Here is a 15,897-nt window from a genome sequence, read left to right as displayed (position 1 = left end):
ATCGCCGGGAATATTACGGAGCCGGGCCTTATGCGAGAGCCCGATCTCCGAGAGCGTTTAGCGAAGGGCGGTGATGCCGAAAGGGCGGTCACGACGGCCGGCGCGGGGATCGTCAAGGTTAGCGGCTTGTTGTGAGGCGCGAGAGAATTGCTCGACCGTGTCGTCGCGCTCACGAACGGCGGCGGCCAGTTTCTCGCGGAGGCCTTCCGTCGACTGCCGGAGGTTGTCGCGCCGTTGTGCAGCCGCTTTTGCGAACGTCGAATAGGAGAAATGAGCCCGATCGCGAATGCCCGTGCGATCTTCCTCAAGCTGAATCTGGCGTTCGAGGTCCGAGGCCATCTGATCGAACTCGCGAATAATTCGCTCTAGATCATCTACCTTTCTAGACTTCTCTTCTACTTCACGACGCTTCAGGCGTATGGCCATGTCACGTGACTTCATCGTCCGATACCCCAAACAAATTCGAACTTATGTGTATCTTCAAGTTACCCAAGAAGCGTGCCAATCAAAGATTAGGCTTTGCTGCTACAGCAACCAGGAAGAAATGCAGTAATTCTGACGGGCCGCCGCGTTGCACCAGCGTCCGATGACCCTCAGTAATAATGTATGACATACTCCACTTAAGTTGCGGTAAAGCAACGGGTAACTATTTCTGAGGACCCGTCTCGTTTGGGGTCAAAATTTTAGTCACACGCAGTCTAGGGCAATCTCACGAATTCTGTTAGCTGTTGATTCGAGCCGAATGCAGGTCAGATGCGATCGGAGTCTGATGATGGGGTGGGCGCCTCAAAATCGGACTTTGCGGAAGACCTATCGTCGGTCGAGAGGGGCGCAGTTCTAATTATTTTGAGACAAACAGCGGGCCATGCTTTGGCGCGAACGGGGAAACTTTACCTCGCGACCGTCATCGGTGTGACCGGCTTTGCGGAAGCCATGTCATCTGCAGTTGCTGCCGGAACACCGGCACGCCACAGGATGGTGAATTAGCTAACGCGAATTAGGGTTTGTTAACCTCTCGTCGCTAACTTCCTAACGATCGCTTAGCTCGATTGTTGTGCGTTTTCTTTGAGCGAAGGACAGACATAGCGCGGACACGGATCGTATTAGGGCACCAGAGGGACGGTCATGCGGGTTCTACTCATTGAAGACGACAGTGCCACGGCGCAGAGCATCGAGCTAATGCTGCAGTCCGAGGGTTTTAATGTTTACACGACGGACCTTGGAGAAGAGGGCGTCGATCTAGGTAAGCTTTATGACTACGATATCATTCTCCTGGATCTTAACCTTCCAGACATGAGCGGTTACGAAGTTCTGAAGACTCTTCGCGTCGCGAAGGTCGGAACACCGATCCTCATACTCTCGGGTCTTGCGGGCATCGACGACAAGGTTCGTGGTCTCGGCTTCGGCGCCGACGACTACATGACGAAACCTTTCCACAAGGATGAACTCGTCGCACGCATTCAAGCGATCGTTCGTCGATCGAAGGGACACGCACAGTCGGTCATCGAGACCGGCGATCTTCGCGTCAACCTCGACACCAAGACGGTCGACGTCAATAATCAGCGCGTTCATCTGACCGGCAAGGAATATCAGATGCTCGAGCTTCTTTCGCTTAGAAAGGGCACGACTCTGACGAAAGAGATGTTCCTTAATCATCTCTACGGCGGAATGGATGAACCTGAGCTGAAGATCATCGACGTCTTCATCTGTAAACTCAGGAAGAAGCTGCAAGCTGCTACTGGCGGCAAGCACTACATCGAGACGGTGTGGGGCCGCGGGTATGTGCTGCGCGATCCGGGACATGAAGGTTCCGAGGCCGCTTAAGCTTTCGCGTTCGGTTGATTTTTTTCACGCGCACAGGGGCCATGATGGCCCTTGTCGTGTTTTTGGGGTTAGCTTCGGCAGTCGCGAAGCGTTTGCTTGACGTTTTACTTCAATGGTTCGGTGCGCGGACCGCCGTTGAAGCGCCAATTGAGGGACAGGCGTCCCATCTGGACGGCGGGATCCATTCGCGAAGAGATCGTTTCGAGGATCTCTGGATCCACGTCGAGGAAGTTCGTTACGTTCGAATTCGCGAGGTCGACGTAGCGATATTCGGCCTTGAGCGACAGCGCATCCCAAATTTTGGTTTCGATGCCGCCGCCGATGAAGGCGCCTGAGAGGCGTTTGCCGGCAATGATCCGGCCTTGCGGGAAATCGAGAACGTCGGTGCAGTTGCAGGTGACGGTCGTGTCTCCGAGGCCGGCGTTGGCATACCCTCCGCTCACGAAGAGGAGCGTATCGGGGGTTGTCAGATAGCCAATCCTGCCGCCGACCATGATGAAATCTTTGAAGTCGTTGCGAACGGTTTCGTCGTCGAGCGAGTCGGCATCAGAAAAGTGCACGCCTTCGCTATGATGCAAATTCGAAAAATCGCCATCCACGAAGGCGCCTATGACAATCCTTGGCCGGATTTGCAGATCGTAGCCCGCGGACAGAGAGATGAATCCGCCTTGGCTGCCTTCCGGGTTTCGGCTGACGGTCGTACCGAACTCGTCGGTGTCCGAAAATTCCAGCATGTTCGTGGCGATGCTGTAGCCGCCGCCGATGCCGAGGTAGGGGCCGGTCCAATTGCTGGTGACCGAGGGAGCCGGATTGTCCACGACGTCGGTCTTTCGGTCGCCGAACCGGTAATTCAGTGAGAGCCTGACGCTCTGCAGCTGTGGTTTAACGGAGTCGCCTACGATGCCGTTGAAGTCGCCGACTTCAGACTGGTACGACGTATAGCGGTATTCGGCTTTGATGCTGAAATTGTCGTAGACCAATGCCTCGACGCCACCGCCGAGGAAGTAGCCGTTGAACTCGCCGAAGTTTCCATGCGTCTGGTCGAAGCCGAAGGTCGTGCGATCGCTCGAATCGGCGTGGGCATAGCCGAACGTTCCGAAGAACAGCGTCGAGGGCGAAGCGAGATAACCGATCCGGCCGCCAGCCGAGAGCTGGTTCTTCAGGGTGAGTGTTCCGTCCAGACCGAAGTTCGTAGTCGTAAAGTGGGTGTCCACGTCACCGAAGTCGTAATCGACGAATACGCCGACGACGAGAGGGCCGGATAGCTTGCGATCGTAGCCTGCGCTGAGAGTGAAAAAGCCTCCCGCTCCGGGCACGCCGCGCGACGTCTCGCGCGCTTCGCCGATCCCGCCGAACTGGAATGCGGTGGTGTCGATGTTCGTCATTTGGTAGCCGCCGCCGATGCCGATCGAGGGGCCGTTCCAGTCGTTTGCGGCTGCTGGGCCGGCGGCGATAGCCCAAATTGCTCCAACGGCTAACCCGAGGCTTGCGATTTTCTCGACCATTGTATCCCCGGACCGGCGAAGGGAGACTTATCCGTAATCGTCAGCAAATGTGATTCAGTCGGTCGCTTATATCCCGTTCGCGGATAATATGTGTGCGGATTTGTTCGCTTGTCCCGAGTTTTCGCAGCGATTGTCGCCCAAATGCTCAGGGGCCCACGAGGGCCCCTGAATTTCGAAACATGCGTTCAATTTCTGTGGCGCCGAACCGGCGGCGTCAGGGCCGCCAATTCAAAGAAAGTCGTCCCATCTGGATGTCAGGGTCGATGTGCGCAGGGAATGGCTCAAGGGTTGCGCTCTCCAGGTCGATGTAGCGGTATTCGGCTTTGAGCGAGAGCGAATCCCAGATTTTGGTTTCGATGCCGGCGCCGATGAACGCGCCGGAGAGGCGCTTCGCGTCGTACAAGACGCCGGACACTGGCGGGTCGGAAATATTAACGGTGAGAAGGGTCTCTCCAAGTCCGGCATTGGCATAGCCGCCGCTGACAAACAGCAGGGTGTCTGGTGCGGTGAGGTATCCGAGTCTACCGCCGACCATCAGGATGTTTTTGAACCCACCGCGGCTGCTCCAAAATTCGGTGCCATCATCAGCACTATTGGTGTCGCTGTAGTGAAGGTTCGAGAAATCAGCGTCGGCGAACGCACCGGCGACGAACCTTTGCCTGAACTGATAGTCGTAGCCGACCGATGCCGAGATGAAGCCGCCGTCATTGCTGACCGGATTGTTAAAGGGACCTGCATTCGGGCCGAAGTCTTCCCGCTTTTGGGCCACGCTATAGCCTGTGCCGACGCCAATGTACGGCCCGGTCCAGCTGCTCGTGATCGGCGGGATCGAATTGTCGACAACGTCCTTCTTGCCGTCACCGAAGCGATAGTTGAGCGACATTCTGATGGTTTGGATTTGCGGTTTGACGCCATTCGTCACAGCGATCGGGCCGAACCCGAAATCAGCGTTCTCCGCCTGCATTGATGTATAGCGATATTCAGCCTTGAGGCTAAATCCGTTCCCAATCAATGTTTCGACACCACTGCCCAGGAAGTAGCCGTTAAAGCTTCCGAGATCTGCTCGGAGCTTGGAGCCATTATAGTTGATCGTCATGTCACTTGGATCGGAATGGGCGTAGCCGAACGTCGAGAAGAAGAGTGTCGTCGGCGCAACGAGATAGCCCACCCGGCCGCCGACCGAGAGTTGATCGCCCACCTTGAAGTGGCCCGTCTCGGCGGCTAGCAGGCTGGAAAAGCCGGTATCGATATTAGAGAAATCGTAGTCGACAAAAACGCCAACGACCAACGGTCCGAACAGGGCGTGGTCATAGCCGGCGCTGAGAGTAAGGAAACCGCCATTGCCTGCTTGGCCACTCTTGCTCGTAACTGCCTCGTCTAAGAAGTCCGTGATAAAGGCGTTCGTACGGGTGTTCGTCATCCCATAGCCGCCGCCGATGCCGATATACGGTCCTGCCCAGTCATTGGCGGCAGCCGGCACCGCGGCGGCAATCGACGTGCCTGCCGCGACTAATGCGAGGCTGGCAAGGTTTCTAATCATGGCTCTCCCCCGGGGCCTCAGACGACGGCTTGTCTGTGGGCTTCAATGCGCAAGTTTCGGGCAAATATGTCCGATGCATTGATATCGTTATCTGATTCGCGGACTAAGGAAGACGTCGCGCCATCCCGCCGCTTCGCGATGGACGGTGGATTGTTCTAAGAGACACAGAGCAATACGGAGTTAGACCTATGAGCGATGCGCGCGCCAACCCTTCATCCCCGCTCAAGGCGGCGATCGTCCGCGTGACGCCGTTCGAGCAGAATTGCACGCTGATTTGGGATGACGCGACGAAGGTCGGCGCCGTCGTCGATCCGGGTGGCGATCTCGATCGCATCGAGCGGGGAATCAAAGAAGCGGGAATTACGGTCGAGAAGATTCTGCTGACGCACGGCCACATCGATCACGCGGGCGGCGCTGCCGATCTCCGCGACCGGCTCGGCGTGAAGATCGAAGGTCCGCATCGCAACGATTCCGTGCTGCTCGACGCGCTCGAGAAGCAGGGCGAGATGTACGGCATCTCCGGTGTTCGCAACGTGAAGCCCGATCGCTGGCTGGACGATGGCGATAAAGTCACCGTTGCCGGGCACGAGTTCGAGATTTTTCACTGCCCCGGGCATTCGCCGGGGTCCGTCGTTTTTTTCAACCGGGGGCAAAAATTCGCGCTGGTCGGTGACGTGATATTCCGCGGGTCGATCGGGCGGACCGATTTTGCTTACGGCGACCACGACGCGTTGATATCGGCGATCAAGACGAAGCTTCTGCCGCTCGGCGACGATATCGCGTTTATTTGCGGTCATGGTCCGCCGAGCCAGTTCGGGCAGGAGCGGCAGACCAATCCGTTTCTGGTCTAAAAGTTCGCGGGGCTTCGGCGGTCAGAACGAAAACGTGTAGGAGCCGCCGAGGCAGCCGAAAATTCCGCATTCGCGCTGCAAGGTGCCGTAGCCGCCGCTCGAGATCGAATTGTCGTCGTTGCCGAAGAAATCGACCGTCTGGACGCGAAGGGTCTCTTCGCAGCTTCTTCTGCAGGCGGTCCAACTTCCGCCTGGAAGCTGAACTTCCCAGCCCCACTTGGGGGCGCGTCTGACGACGCTCGAGATCGCGCCGTTGCCGAAGCGACTGAAGGCGGTGATTACCTCGCCCTGTTTGTAGTTCGAGCGAAGGCGGCCAATGTGCGCATCGGCAACTTGGGGGGCGATCGAAGTGGCGACTGCCGTGGCGACGGCGACCGCTGCCAGCATTTTTGCGCGCATAGAAAATCTCATCCTTTGATGCTGGGGTTTTCCGCTAACGCGACATCGAAATGTTGACGCCCTTGAACGACGGTCCGCTGGTCGCGACCGTTACCGAGTGGGAGCCACCCGAAATCGCGACCGACATCGAGCCGTTGATGCCGCCGCTGATCGACAGGTTCATTCTGTTCGGTGACGCGCGGCCCGCAACGGTGCCGGACTGATTGTACGTGCGCTCTTCCCAATCGCCGCTCACCGCGCCGTTGGCGTTGGTGAGATTGGCTCTCAGTTCGACCTTTGCGGAGGCGTTGGCGCAGCGAATCGAAAGACCGAGATTGGTCGGCCCACCGTTGTTCGTATAATAGCCTTTGCAGCGGAGGCTTTCGGTCTTGCCGTTGTCGAACCGGGCGGTGCCTGAACCGCTCCACGTGCCGGCGAGTTCAACGAACGGATTGTCAGACGCCGCGACCGCGGGATTGAACGATAAGGCCATGCCGGCCGCTACGACGGCGGCCCACGCCGCGACTGACGCTGCAAGTCTGTGATTGCGCACCACGAACACTTCCTTCCAATTTGTGGGCCCCCGAAGCGGCGGTATTATCGTCCGATGTAAGCCAATTTGCGAGCCATATGGGAATGACAATGCTGCGCGTTCAGATGTGTTGCTGCCAAGCGACACCTGACGAGCAGCCGTCCGCGCCTCGATGCACCCCGGATTTGCGGACAATATGCAGCCTGCGAGTTACCCAAATGTAGCCTCCAAAGCGTCGCGATCGAATTTCAAACTCCCGGTATTGTTAGGTGGCGCTGAGAAGCAAGACGGCGGCATGGCCGCGGGGCGGGACTCGGGGTGCGCCACGCCAATCGATATGTTGAGGGAGTTCTATCATGGGTCGGCCGTACCGCGTTGCCACGTATGTAGCTGTTGCAACGATTTCAAGCCTTGTTGCAACCGAGAACCGGGCGGCAGCGCCCATTGATCCCCTGGCCAGCCTCGCGGGGCGCTGGGTGGGCATGGCAACGATGACGTCCCTGACGGGCCCGGCATCGAGTTTCAAATGTGTCGTGACCTACGTCGCACGCCAGGACGGCGTGGCGGGGATGCGTCAGACGCTGCGTTGTGACGACGGTGCAAACTTCAAACTTCATGCGGCAACCGATCTTGCCGTCGACGGCGAAAAGGTCACCGGAGCGTGGCAGGATAAGATCAACGATATCGGCGGCACGGTTGCTGGCACCGTCACGGCCGATGGCTTCGATGTTCAGCTGTCGGGTCAGTTTTTCGAAGCGCACATGGCGGTGGCCGGCCAGGGCTGCGATCAGTCCGTCAAGGTTCTTCCGCATGACGCAAGTGTCTTCCGGGAACTCGCGGCATCACTGAAAAAGTGCTGAGCGGCCTTTCGGGGGGCCCATCAAAACGGCTCGACGATCTGTCCCACGACTGGGGCTGCGTCCGATTTCGGATCGTAGCGGAAATCCAGGATCAGATTGAATACGTCTTGCGGCCAGAAGGCGGGATAGCTGCCTTCGCGGGCGCCGAAGAGTGCCGCGATCTCCGGCAGCTTCTTGTGGTGCCAGCAGATGACGAGCATTTTTCCGCGATATTCGGGCTTCGAAAAGATCTCGGTGACGAGGGTTTTGAAGTCCTTATCTTCGATGTGATGCTGCACCTCGATACCGAGCGCGGCGGCGAGCGGCTTCACCGTTTCGATTGAGCGGATCGAGCGTTTGGAGCGGGCGGCCGCGTAAATGAAATCGGGGCGTCCGAACGTCTGGGGAATGTACGTCACGAGCCGCTCGGCGCGTTTGACGCCTTCCGGCGATAGCAGGATATCGGTGATGTCTCCGGTCTTCTCCGCGTGGCGCATGAGCAGAATGCGGCCCGGTCCGCCGCCGGGGTGATGCGTCGCCGTTATTTCTTCCGGAGCACTGATCAGCCCCAAAGCTCGGGCGAATGAGCATAGCCATGCTTTCAGGCCGCGGCCCGGTTCCGCAGAATTCTTCAAATCGCTTTCCTTTCCTGCGTTTCAGGCAGCGGCGCTCTTAGAGTCTCCGTTCAACGTCGCGTTTCAACGCGACCTAATGGAAACCTGCGCCCTATTCGCAGAAACTTGGCAGGTGTTCAAAACGGTTCGATGACGCGGCTGACCGTTGGGGCGCTACCGGAGTTCGGATCGTATTGCAAATCCAGGACGAGATTATAGGCGTCGTCGGGCCATGGATCGGGATAGCTGCCGGCCGGGGCGCCGAGCAGTGCTGCGATTGCGGGCAAGGTTCCATGATGCCAGCAGATGACGAGCGTTTTGCCCTTGTAGTCGGGGTCGTTGAAGACCTCATCGACGAGGTCTTCGAATTCGTCTTTTTCCATGTCGTGCTCGACCTTCAATCCGAGCGCGTCCGCGAGCGGCTGCACCGTTTCTCTCGGCCGGTTCGAATGCTTCGAGTGGGCGGTCGCGAAGATGAAATCCGGTTTGCCGAATGTTTGCGGAATGTACGTTGCGAGATGGTCCGCACGCGCGCGTCCGGCATCGGAGAGATCAGGGTCATCGCTGTCATCGGTCTTGTCGGCGTGCCGCAGCAGGATGATGCGCTTGGGTCCGCCGAGAAAGTGTTGGACGGGCGCGTAGTCGCTGGCTTGCTCGCGGACTCGCGTGCAAAGGAGGCATGCGGATCGCTTCTCGAGGTTCGGCGAGCCAACAGCGAGGAATCCGATGTGAGCGCCATCGCCGCGTGACGAGGCGGCGCTGGCAGTTCTGCCGTGCATGTCCAGGAGAAACGTTGCCGAAGCGATGCCTGCCAGTAAAAGGGCCGCCGTCGCACAGTGCCGAAAAAGAGTGGAGACGCGTTCCATTCGTTCACTCCCGTTGAGCTTATACCCACCCTTCGCCATCGGCTGAATCGGGCAGCGGTCTTGGCCGGCCGTTGTCATCAAGGGCCACGAACGTGAAGTGGGCACGCGTAACGCACGTTTGTGCTTCGCGATCTCGCGGGCGTCTCCAGGCCTGAACGTCGAACGTCATCGAGGAACGTCCGCGCTTTATCAGCCGTGCCCAGACCGTCAATTCGTCCCCGACTTTGACGGGTGAGTGGAAGCTCATGCCCTCGACGGCGACGGTTGCGCAGCGTCCCTGGCTGATGCGCGCGGCGGCGTTGCCGGCCGCGAGATCCATCTGAGACATGATCCAGCCGCCGAAGATGTCGCCCGCGGGGTTGGTGTCGGCGGGCATCGCGATGGTGCGGATGACGGGGTCGCCGGTCGGCATGGGCAAATGGGGTGCCGTCCGGTGCCGCTTTTCTTCGGGACTTTCGGCTGCCATGTCCACACAGACCTTTCAGTGTGCGGACCAGGCCGCGAGACGCTTGTAAGTGCCTTATACCCCTTAGTCCGGATAAAGGAGCCGTGCTGATGGAGGGAAGACGCGCGGCAGGGCGCCCAAGTTTCAAAACCGGGCATGGTGTCAACCCTTACGCAACCTTCACTGCCTAATTTTGGCGAATCAGGCCGTTCACACCGATTCGATTTGCGATAACGCCATGACGTCCCCCACACCCGATCGCGAACTGCTGAGGCAGCTCGCCGACATTCCCGAGGTCTCACTGAGCGGATTTTCCGTCCGCGAAGGATTGGCAGGAACCGGCGTGACGGTGTTGAGGGGGCGTGACTATTTCGGCAGCTGGCGGGCGGTGGACACGCAACTCGTCTGGGTGCCTGCAAATCTGACCGAACCGGGCCATATCGTCGAAACGGTCGAAGAAGCCGTTCGCCATACGCTGCTCATGATTTTGAAAAGCATCCAAAGTCCCGGCCGCAAGCCTCCTCGCGCGCTTGCCTGCTGATCAGCGGGATCGCCGCCAAAAATTCGCTGCAGCGGACCGTTGCAAATCCCCTGGGTGGAGGCGACTCTGGCGCGCCACTGACAACCGGGAGCGCGATTGTGAAAATTCACCGTCAAACGCTATCGCCAATATTTCTCCTCGCCTTAATCTCCGGCGCTGCGGCCGATCCGGTCGAACTGCCGGCGCGAAAACCGGGGTATTGGGAGATTGCCATTGCGCACGGATCGAAGGCGACTTTCGCAATGACGGTGCATGCCTGCATCGATGCGGCGACCGATAAAGCCATGATGCAGGCGGGAACCTCGGCGATGGAGGCGATGTGTTCCGATCATGAGATCAAGCGCCAGGGCGAGGCTTACGTTTGGGACACCAAGTGTACGATGGGTCCGATGAAGACGACGTCACACGTGGTGATCACCGGCGATTTCCAATCGGCCTATCAGATCGAAATCACCGGAGATATTTCAGGCCTGCCGTCGTCTGAAAAAACGCTGACGACGCAAAAGGCGAAGTGGATGTCTGACGCTTGTCCCGCAGGCGTCAAGCCGGGCGATATGCAAATGCCGGGCGGCATTACGTTGAACGTTGGCGATATGATCAACTCGCTCGGCGTGGCGAAGACGCCCTGGCAGCCTTAGATGTTGGATTGATCATCACCAAGCGGGAGACCGCGGCCGCCTCTCGGCAGCCGCAGCAAGTTCGCGCGTTACGCGGCAAGCACCGCGCGGTCGTGTTTCCCTTCTTCGATCTCTTCGATGATCTTGGCGACGAAGGCTTCGAGATCGCCCGGGTTGCGGCTTGTGACGATGCCCTCTTCGGCCACGACGGGCTCGTCGACCCAGTTCGCGCCCGCATTGATCATGTCCGTTTTGATTGAATTGTATGACGTGGCTTTGCGTCCGCGGACGGCCTTGGCCTCGATCAGCAGCCACGGCGCGTGGCAGATAGCGGCGACGACCTTGCCTTCGGCGAGAAAGGCTTTGATGAGCTTCATCGCTTCGGGATTCTGGCGGAGCGTGTCGGGATTCATCTGGCCGCCCGGCAGCACGATAGCGTCGTAAAGCGAGGTCGATGCCTCGCTCAATTCGACATCGACTTTGACGGGCTTGCCCCAGTCCTTTTTTTCCCAGCCGGTGATCGAGTCTTTCTGCTTCCGGTCTTTCGGCGCGGCGACGTGGACCAGCTGTGCGACCGCCTTCAACTTCTCACGCGGAACTTCGAGTTCCGACTGCTCGAATCCGTCCGTCGCGAGAATAAGAATTTTCGCTTTCGAGATCTTAGGCATTGGAGGTTCCTCGATTGCTTGGCAACTGAGAAACAACCGATCGGGCCTGTGGGAGTTCCGCTCTGCGGCAACGAGCGTTCGAGCCGCCTACTCAGGCGGCGCTCACACCATTTTGCCGAGGATTCTCCCCATTTCATCGAATGAAAAGGCGCGCAGTGTTTGCGTTCGGACATTGCCGCGGGTGGCAACGCTCAACGCCAGCGCCGTGGCGGTTTCGTCGTCGGGCGCCTCGCAGATCGTGACGGCGTCAAATGTGCCGATCGTCCAATATATGTCTTTGACCGTGACGCCTGCGTTCGCGGCCATGGCTTTGAATTTGTCGCCACGGCTTATCGTGTCTTTAGCGTCGTGAATGCCTTTGTCCGTGAAGTTGGCAAGAATGACGTACGTTGCCATGAGAGCCTCCATTGTGGTGGTGCTCCCCGCAGTCGTGGATGTTAGATCGCGCGCCCAATCAAAAGTAGGAAAATCTACCGCTTCTACTGCCCCGGGCGGCCGGTTTTCTTGGGGCGGCCGCGGCGGCTCTTCTTCTCGGAACCGTCCTCGAACTCGCGGGTTCTCGTCGGAGTCGTGATGCGTGACGGCTTTTCGCCCGACTTCACGGGAAGCGACGCGTGCGGACCCATCTCGTCCAGCGTGGGTTTGTGGGGGCCTGCAATCTTTTCGCCGAAGGCTCCCGCTTTGACGCGGCTATCGACGTGCTGCGTGCGCGCTGGAACAGGCCGATCGGTTCCTGGTCCCATGTCGTCGAGCGACGGCTTCTTGATGCGAGATGTGGATTGCGCGTACGTCGGCTGCACCGGCTCGTATTCCGTCTCTATACGGCTGCCTTCAGGCCTGGACGGAGGAACGTTGGCGCTCGGTCCATATTTGCGCGCGCCTTTGAAGCTGCCCGCCTTGTCCTCGACGTCCGACTGCCGCGCCATCGGATCATCGGCGATGGCAAGCTCCGTTTCGCGCAGGCGCTTGACCTCGTCGCGCAATCTCGCGGCCGTTTCGAATTCGAGATCGGCGGCCGCCTCCTTCATGCGCCGTTCCATGTCGGCGATGACGGCTTGCAGGTTGTGTCCGAGCACTTGCACGTTCTCGCCGTCGGCGAGACCGGCGTCGACCGTCACATGGTCTTGCTCGTAGACCGACTGCATGACGTCTTGAATGTTGCGCTTGATGCTTTCCGGCGTGATGCCGTTGGCTTCGTTCCACGCGAGCTGCTTCTCGCGGCGGCGGTTGGTTTCGGCGATGGCGCGATCCATCGAGCCCGTCATCTGATCGGCGTAGAGGATGACCTTGCCGTCGACGTTACGCGCGGCGCGGCCGATCGTCTGCACGAGCGATGTTTCCGAGCGCAGGAAGCCTTCCTTGTCGGCATCGAGAATGGCGACGAAGGCGCATTCGGGGATGTCGAGGCCTTCGCGAAGGAGGTTGATGCCGATCAGGACGTCGAAGGCGCCGAGGCGCAGATCGCGGATGATTTCGATGCGCTCCAGCGTTTCGATGTCGGAGTGCATGTAACGGACGCGTATGCCGTTCTCGTGCATGTACTCGGTCAAGTCTTCGGCCATGCGCTTCGTCAGCACGGTGACGAGCGTGCGATAGCCCTTCTTCGAAACCTGACGCACTTCGTCGAGCAGATCATCGACCTGCGATTTCGCGGGGCGGATTTCGACGAGGGGATCGATCAAGCCGGTGGGACGGATGACCTGCTCGGCAAACGAGCCACCGGTCTGCTCGAGTTCCCAGCTTGCGGGCGTCGCCGAGACGAACACGGACTGCGGCCGCATCGCGTCCCATTCCTCGAAACGCAGCGGCCGGTTATCCATGCAGGAGGGCAGGCGGAAGCCGTACTCGGCAAGCGTTGCCTTGCGCCGGAAGTCGCCCCGGAACATGCCGCCGATCTGGGGCACGGTCACGTGGCTCTCGTCGGCGAAGACGAGGGCGTTATCGGGCAGATATTCGAAGAGCGTCGGCGGCGGATCGCCGGGATTGCGACCTGTCAGATAGCGCGAATAGTTTTCGATGCCGGCGCAGGAGCCGGTCGCTTCCATCATCTCCATGTCGAAGGTCGTGCGCTGCTCGAGGCGCTGGGCTTCGAGAAGCTTGCCGGCAGCATAGAGCTCTTCAAGGCGTTGCTTCAGCTCGGACTTGATCGACTTGATGGCCTGTTGCAGCGTCGGCTTCGGCGTGACGTAGTGCGAATTTGCGTAGAGCTTCACGAGCGACAGCTCGTCGGTCTTGTTGCCCGTCAGCGGATCGAATTCGACGATGGACTCGATCTCGTCGCCGAACATCGAGAAACGCCAGCCGCGGTCCTCTAAGTGGGCCGGGAAGACTTCGACGGTGTCGCCGCGCGCGCGGAAGGAGCCGCGGACGAAATTCTGATCGTTGCGCCGATAATGAAGGGCGACGAGGTCGGCCAGCAATTGATCGCGCGAAAGCTGTTCGCCGACGCGGACTGTGAACGTCATGGCCGTATAGGTTTCGACCGAGCCGATACCGTAGATGCACGACACCGAGGCCACGATGATCACATCATCGCGCTCGAGCAGGGCGCGCGTTGCGGAGTGGCGCATACGGTCGATCTGTTCGTTGATCGAGGATTCCTTCTCGATGTAGGTGTCCGTGCGCGGCACATAGGCTTCGGGCTGGTAGTAGTCGTAATACGAGACGAAGTATTCGACCGCATTCTCCGGAAAGAAGCTCTTGAACTCACCGTAGAGCTGGGCTGCGAGCGTCTTGTTCGGCGCGAGGATGAGCGCCGGACGCTGCGTCTTCTCGATCACGTGCGCCATCGTGAATGTTTTGCCGGAGCCCGTTACGCCGAGCAGCACCTGGTTGTGCTCATGCTTGCCGACGCCTTCGACAAGCTCTTTGATGGCTTGTGGCTGATCGCCTTTTGGCTGGTACTCGGAGACGATCTTGAAGCGGACGCCGCCTTCGCTTTTCTCAGGCCGTTCGGGTCTATGCGGAACGAACGTCGGCATGCCCCCCGAGACGATCGGGTGGGTCGCCATGAGCGGCTGGCGGGACAGAAGTTCCTTGGCCCGGTCCGATCGCTCATGAGGCTTGGTCAATAGCGCAGTCAGGCTATCGGTCAGAGTTTCGCTGCCCATCGGCGGGCGCGGCCCTGACTGACGAAGCGCGGGCAAGCTGGGAAGGCCCGTCGCTCCGCGTTTCGGTGAAAAGTCCGCTGGTGCGAAATATGAGCCCGCTTCGCCAAAGCCCGGCGTTCCGGCCTCTGTCTCCATAGGAGGCTGAGTCGGCTTTCCCGATTTTCCGCGGGAGGGGCGAGGTGCTTTTGGTCCGGGTGGCTTTGTGGGTGTCGACACAGGATCAATATAGGAAAGGGGGCCTTAGTCATAAATGCCGATTTGACGCCACAGTGTCACGCCTGAGCAATAGCAAATTCGGGTCGATCTGGTTTTCCGAAAATTCTCCTTACGGAAGAGTAAGTTCGGCAGTACTCCGGACGATGATAGCGAGGCGGGACCAATTCGGAAGTTGTGCGTTATCCGGTTGGGAAGTTGGGGGCCGCTGCCGGTCGAACGTCCGTTCGAACGGTCCTGGCGGACGATAACCCAAATAGCGAATACGGAGACCTCAATGAATACCACCAAATTGCTTGCTGCAGCTGTTGCGGCCACGTTCGTCATGGGCGCGGGAACGGCATTCGCCGCTGCCGAAAAGTCGGCTGCGTCGATGGAATGTTCGAAGCAGGCAGATGCGAAGGGTCTGCACGGCAAGGATCGCAAGAAATTCCGCGAGCATTGCAAGCACGAGATGATGCACTCGAAGGAAGCGAAGCCGGAAGAGAAGAAGTAAGATCGGACTTCGCAGAACCGTCTAGGTGAGAGACCCCGCCGTGTGTCGGCGGGGTTTTTTCAATACGGGGCGCGAGTTGCGTTCGCGACTTCGTATTTATCGCGCGGAGGCGCATCATGCCGCTTACGGAGGATGCCAAGACAGCTCTCGTCACGGGCGCCAATCGCGGCATCGGATTCGCGATCGCTCGTCAGCTTGCGGTTCAGGGTTTTCGCGTTCTTGCCGGCGTGCGGTCGCGTGAGAAGGCGGTCATCGCCTCAGAGGCTTTCGAGAAGGCGGGCGTCATGGTTACGCCAGTCGTTCTCAACATGGCGGACGCCGGGCGCTTGGCCGCCGCACTCACCGAGCTGGAACTCTCTCATTCACCGATCGACGTGCTCGTTAACAACGCCGCTATTCTGATCGACGGTCCGGGTGGGTTCAGCTCCAGTCTGTTCGACATGACGGACGAGACTTTCCGGCGAACGTGGGAGACGAACGTGCTGGGCCCGGCCGTTATGATGCGCTCGCTCATGCCCGGAATGCTGACGCGCGGCTATGGCCGCGTGGTCAACATGTCGTCTCTCGCCGGGCAGTTGAGCGGTATGGGCAAGGGCTATCCGGCCTACCGCGTTTCAAAGACGGCGCTGAACGCTTTGACCCGGATCGCTGCGGGGGAAGCTGCCGCGTCGGGCACGGATGTGAAGGTCAACTCCTGCTCGCCGGGCTGGGTCAGGACCGCTATGGGCGGCAACGATGCGCCTCGTTCGCCGGAGCAGGGCGCGGAAACGGCAGTCTGGCTGGCGACAATCGACAGCGAAGGGCCCAACGGTGGATTTTTTCAGGACAAGGAAGAGCAGCCCTGGTGAGGGGTTCTAT

At 59.3% G+C, this 15,897-nt stretch carries 18 protein-coding genes; 7 read left to right on the top strand and 11 right to left on the bottom strand.

What is annotated here, in order from left to right:
• Positions 1-57: 57 nt before the first annotated feature.
• Entirely contained in the window at positions 58-441 is a 384-nt protein-coding gene (locus tag G359_RS20140) for a flagellar export protein FliJ (RefSeq protein WP_082072961.1), read from the bottom strand.
• Between the two features lie 684 nt (positions 442-1,125).
• On the opposite strand from G359_RS20140, the gene ctrA reads away from it, so the two are divergent.
• Positions 1,126-1,824, top strand: coding sequence for a response regulator transcription factor CtrA (gene ctrA / locus G359_RS15785; protein ID WP_045836896.1), 699 nt, complete (start codon positions 1,126-1,128; stop codon positions 1,822-1,824).
• A 104-nt stretch (positions 1,825-1,928) separates the two neighbouring features.
• Here ctrA and G359_RS15780 read toward each other — a convergent pair whose 3' ends face one another.
• Both G359_RS15780 and G359_RS15775 read right to left on the bottom strand, forming a co-directional pair.
• The gene (locus tag G359_RS15780; RefSeq protein WP_045836895.1) at positions 1,929-3,329 is read right to left on the bottom strand and encodes an outer membrane protein; all 1,401 of its coding nucleotides are present in this window, start codon (positions 3,327-3,329) and stop codon (positions 1,929-1,931) included.
• Between the two features lie 214 nt (positions 3,330-3,543).
• On the bottom strand, positions 3,544-4,869 hold the full coding sequence (locus G359_RS15775) for an outer membrane protein (protein WP_256363864.1): 1,326 nt from the start codon (positions 4,867-4,869) through the stop codon (positions 3,544-3,546).
• Positions 4,870-5,057: 188 nt separating this feature from the next.
• On the opposite strand from G359_RS15775, the gene G359_RS15770 reads away from it, so the two are divergent.
• On the top strand, positions 5,058-5,720 hold the full coding sequence (locus G359_RS15770; RefSeq protein ID WP_045836894.1) for an MBL fold metallo-hydrolase: 663 nt from the start codon (positions 5,058-5,060) through the stop codon (positions 5,718-5,720).
• A 21-nt stretch (positions 5,721-5,741) separates the two neighbouring features.
• On the opposite strand, the gene G359_RS15765 is transcribed toward G359_RS15770, so the two are convergent.
• Together G359_RS15765 and G359_RS15760 are read right to left on the bottom strand one after the other, a co-directional pair.
• On the bottom strand, positions 5,742-6,119 hold the full coding sequence (locus G359_RS15765) for a hypothetical protein (RefSeq protein ID WP_045838107.1): 378 nt from the start codon (positions 6,117-6,119) through the stop codon (positions 5,742-5,744).
• A gap of 34 nt (positions 6,120-6,153) precedes the next feature.
• The gene (locus G359_RS15760) at positions 6,154-6,654 is read right to left on the bottom strand and encodes a hypothetical protein (RefSeq protein ID WP_045838106.1); all 501 of its coding nucleotides are present in this window, start codon (positions 6,652-6,654) and stop codon (positions 6,154-6,156) included.
• Positions 6,655-6,986: 332 nt separating this feature from the next.
• Here G359_RS15760 and G359_RS15755 point away from each other — a divergent pair, with 332 nt between their 5' ends.
• Entirely contained in the window at positions 6,987-7,490 is a 504-nt protein-coding gene (locus G359_RS15755; RefSeq protein WP_045836893.1) for a hypothetical protein, read from the top strand.
• A gap of 20 nt (positions 7,491-7,510) precedes the next feature.
• Here the strand turns inward: G359_RS15755 and G359_RS19765 are convergent, their stop codons facing one another.
• The 3 genes from G359_RS19765 to G359_RS15740 form a co-directional block, all read right to left on the bottom strand.
• The gene (locus G359_RS19765; protein WP_052699409.1) at positions 7,511-8,104 is read right to left on the bottom strand and encodes a histidine phosphatase family protein; all 594 of its coding nucleotides are present in this window, start codon (positions 8,102-8,104) and stop codon (positions 7,511-7,513) included.
• Between the two features lie 116 nt (positions 8,105-8,220).
• Entirely contained in the window at positions 8,221-8,949 is a 729-nt protein-coding gene (locus G359_RS19760; protein WP_052699509.1) for a histidine phosphatase family protein, read from the bottom strand.
• 19 nt (positions 8,950-8,968) lie between these two features.
• Positions 8,969-9,415, bottom strand: a complete 447-nt coding sequence (locus G359_RS15740) for an acyl-CoA thioesterase (protein WP_045836892.1) — start codon at positions 9,413-9,415, stop codon at positions 8,969-8,971.
• Between the two features lie 217 nt (positions 9,416-9,632).
• On the opposite strand from G359_RS15740, the gene G359_RS15735 reads away from it, so the two are divergent.
• Positions 9,633-9,935 carry a hypothetical protein gene (locus G359_RS15735; protein WP_045838103.1) on the top strand — a complete coding sequence of 101 codons (303 nt, stop codon included), beginning with the start codon at positions 9,633-9,635 and terminating at the stop codon, positions 9,933-9,935.
• A gap of 98 nt (positions 9,936-10,033) precedes the next feature.
• Complete coding sequence (locus G359_RS15730; RefSeq protein ID WP_052699408.1) at positions 10,034-10,573, top strand: DUF3617 domain-containing protein; 540 nt, start codon at positions 10,034-10,036, stop codon at positions 10,571-10,573.
• Positions 10,574-10,641: 68 nt separating this feature from the next.
• Here the strand turns inward: G359_RS15730 and G359_RS15725 are convergent, their stop codons facing one another.
• The 3 genes from G359_RS15725 to uvrB form a co-directional block, all read right to left on the bottom strand.
• On the bottom strand, positions 10,642-11,220 hold the full coding sequence (locus G359_RS15725) for a type 1 glutamine amidotransferase domain-containing protein (RefSeq protein WP_045836891.1): 579 nt from the start codon (positions 11,218-11,220) through the stop codon (positions 10,642-10,644).
• 102 nt (positions 11,221-11,322) lie between these two features.
• The gene (locus tag G359_RS15720; protein ID WP_045838101.1) at positions 11,323-11,616 is read right to left on the bottom strand and encodes a GYD domain-containing protein; all 294 of its coding nucleotides are present in this window, start codon (positions 11,614-11,616) and stop codon (positions 11,323-11,325) included.
• 83 nt (positions 11,617-11,699) lie between these two features.
• Positions 11,700-14,330, bottom strand: coding sequence for an excinuclease ABC subunit UvrB (uvrB, locus tag G359_RS15715; protein ID WP_245280061.1), 2,631 nt, complete (start codon positions 14,328-14,330; stop codon positions 11,700-11,702).
• Positions 14,331-14,820: 490 nt separating this feature from the next.
• Between uvrB and G359_RS15710 the strand changes: the two genes are divergently transcribed.
• Together G359_RS15710 and G359_RS15705 are read left to right on the top strand one after the other, a co-directional pair.
• Positions 14,821-15,039, top strand: a complete 219-nt coding sequence (locus tag G359_RS15710) for a PsiF family protein (RefSeq protein ID WP_045838100.1) — start codon at positions 14,821-14,823, stop codon at positions 15,037-15,039.
• Between the two features lie 116 nt (positions 15,040-15,155).
• Positions 15,156-15,887: an SDR family NAD(P)-dependent oxidoreductase gene (locus tag G359_RS15705; RefSeq protein ID WP_045836890.1), complete on the top strand. Its 732-nt coding sequence runs from the start codon at positions 15,156-15,158 to the stop codon at positions 15,885-15,887.
• Positions 15,888-15,897: the final 10 nt, after the last annotated feature.

Origin of the sequence: Hyphomicrobium sp. 99, assembly GCF_000384335.2 — a bacterium.
Taxonomy (GTDB): domain Bacteria; phylum Pseudomonadota; class Alphaproteobacteria; order Rhizobiales; family Hyphomicrobiaceae; genus Hyphomicrobium_B.
Note: the sequence above shows the minus strand (reverse complement) of the source record. Positions and strands in the feature narration are given on the sequence as shown.

What these genes read in the sequence shown, in the direction of transcription:
- G359_RS15720 (WP_045838101.1), bottom strand. Translation starts at nt 11,616, where the DNA reads ATGGCAACGTACGTCATTCTTGCCAACTTCACGGACAAAGGCATTCAC.
- G359_RS15705 (WP_045836890.1), top strand. Translation starts at nt 15,156, where the DNA reads ATGCCGCTTACGGAGGATGCCAAGACAGCTCTCGTCACGGGCGCCAAT.
- ctrA (WP_045836896.1), top strand. Translation starts at nt 1,126, where the DNA reads ATGCGGGTTCTACTCATTGAAGACGACAGTGCCACGGCGCAGAGCATC.
- G359_RS15755 (WP_045836893.1), top strand. Translation starts at nt 6,987, where the DNA reads ATGGGTCGGCCGTACCGCGTTGCCACGTATGTAGCTGTTGCAACGATT.
- uvrB (WP_245280061.1), bottom strand. Translation starts at nt 14,330, where the DNA reads ATGGGCAGCGAAACTCTGACCGATAGCCTGACTGCGCTATTGACCAAG.
- G359_RS15725 (WP_045836891.1), bottom strand. Translation starts at nt 11,220, where the DNA reads ATGCCTAAGATCTCGAAAGCGAAAATTCTTATTCTCGCGACGGACGGA.
- G359_RS15765 (WP_045838107.1), bottom strand. Translation starts at nt 6,119, where the DNA reads ATGCGCGCAAAAATGCTGGCAGCGGTCGCCGTCGCCACGGCAGTCGCC.
- G359_RS15710 (WP_045838100.1), top strand. Translation starts at nt 14,821, where the DNA reads ATGAATACCACCAAATTGCTTGCTGCAGCTGTTGCGGCCACGTTCGTC.
- G359_RS15780 (WP_045836895.1), bottom strand. Translation starts at nt 3,329, where the DNA reads ATGGTCGAGAAAATCGCAAGCCTCGGGTTAGCCGTTGGAGCAATTTGG.
- G359_RS15770 (WP_045836894.1), top strand. Translation starts at nt 5,058, where the DNA reads ATGAGCGATGCGCGCGCCAACCCTTCATCCCCGCTCAAGGCGGCGATC.
- G359_RS15735 (WP_045838103.1), top strand. Translation starts at nt 9,633, where the DNA reads ATGACGTCCCCCACACCCGATCGCGAACTGCTGAGGCAGCTCGCCGAC.
- G359_RS15775 (WP_256363864.1), bottom strand. Translation starts at nt 4,869, where the DNA reads ATGATTAGAAACCTTGCCAGCCTCGCATTAGTCGCGGCAGGCACGTCG.
- G359_RS20140 (WP_082072961.1), bottom strand. Translation starts at nt 441, where the DNA reads ATGAAGTCACGTGACATGGCCATACGCCTGAAGCGTCGTGAAGTAGAA.
- G359_RS15740 (WP_045836892.1), bottom strand. Translation starts at nt 9,415, where the DNA reads ATGGCAGCCGAAAGTCCCGAAGAAAAGCGGCACCGGACGGCACCCCAT.
- G359_RS19760 (WP_052699509.1), bottom strand. Translation starts at nt 8,949, where the DNA reads ATGGAACGCGTCTCCACTCTTTTTCGGCACTGTGCGACGGCGGCCCTT.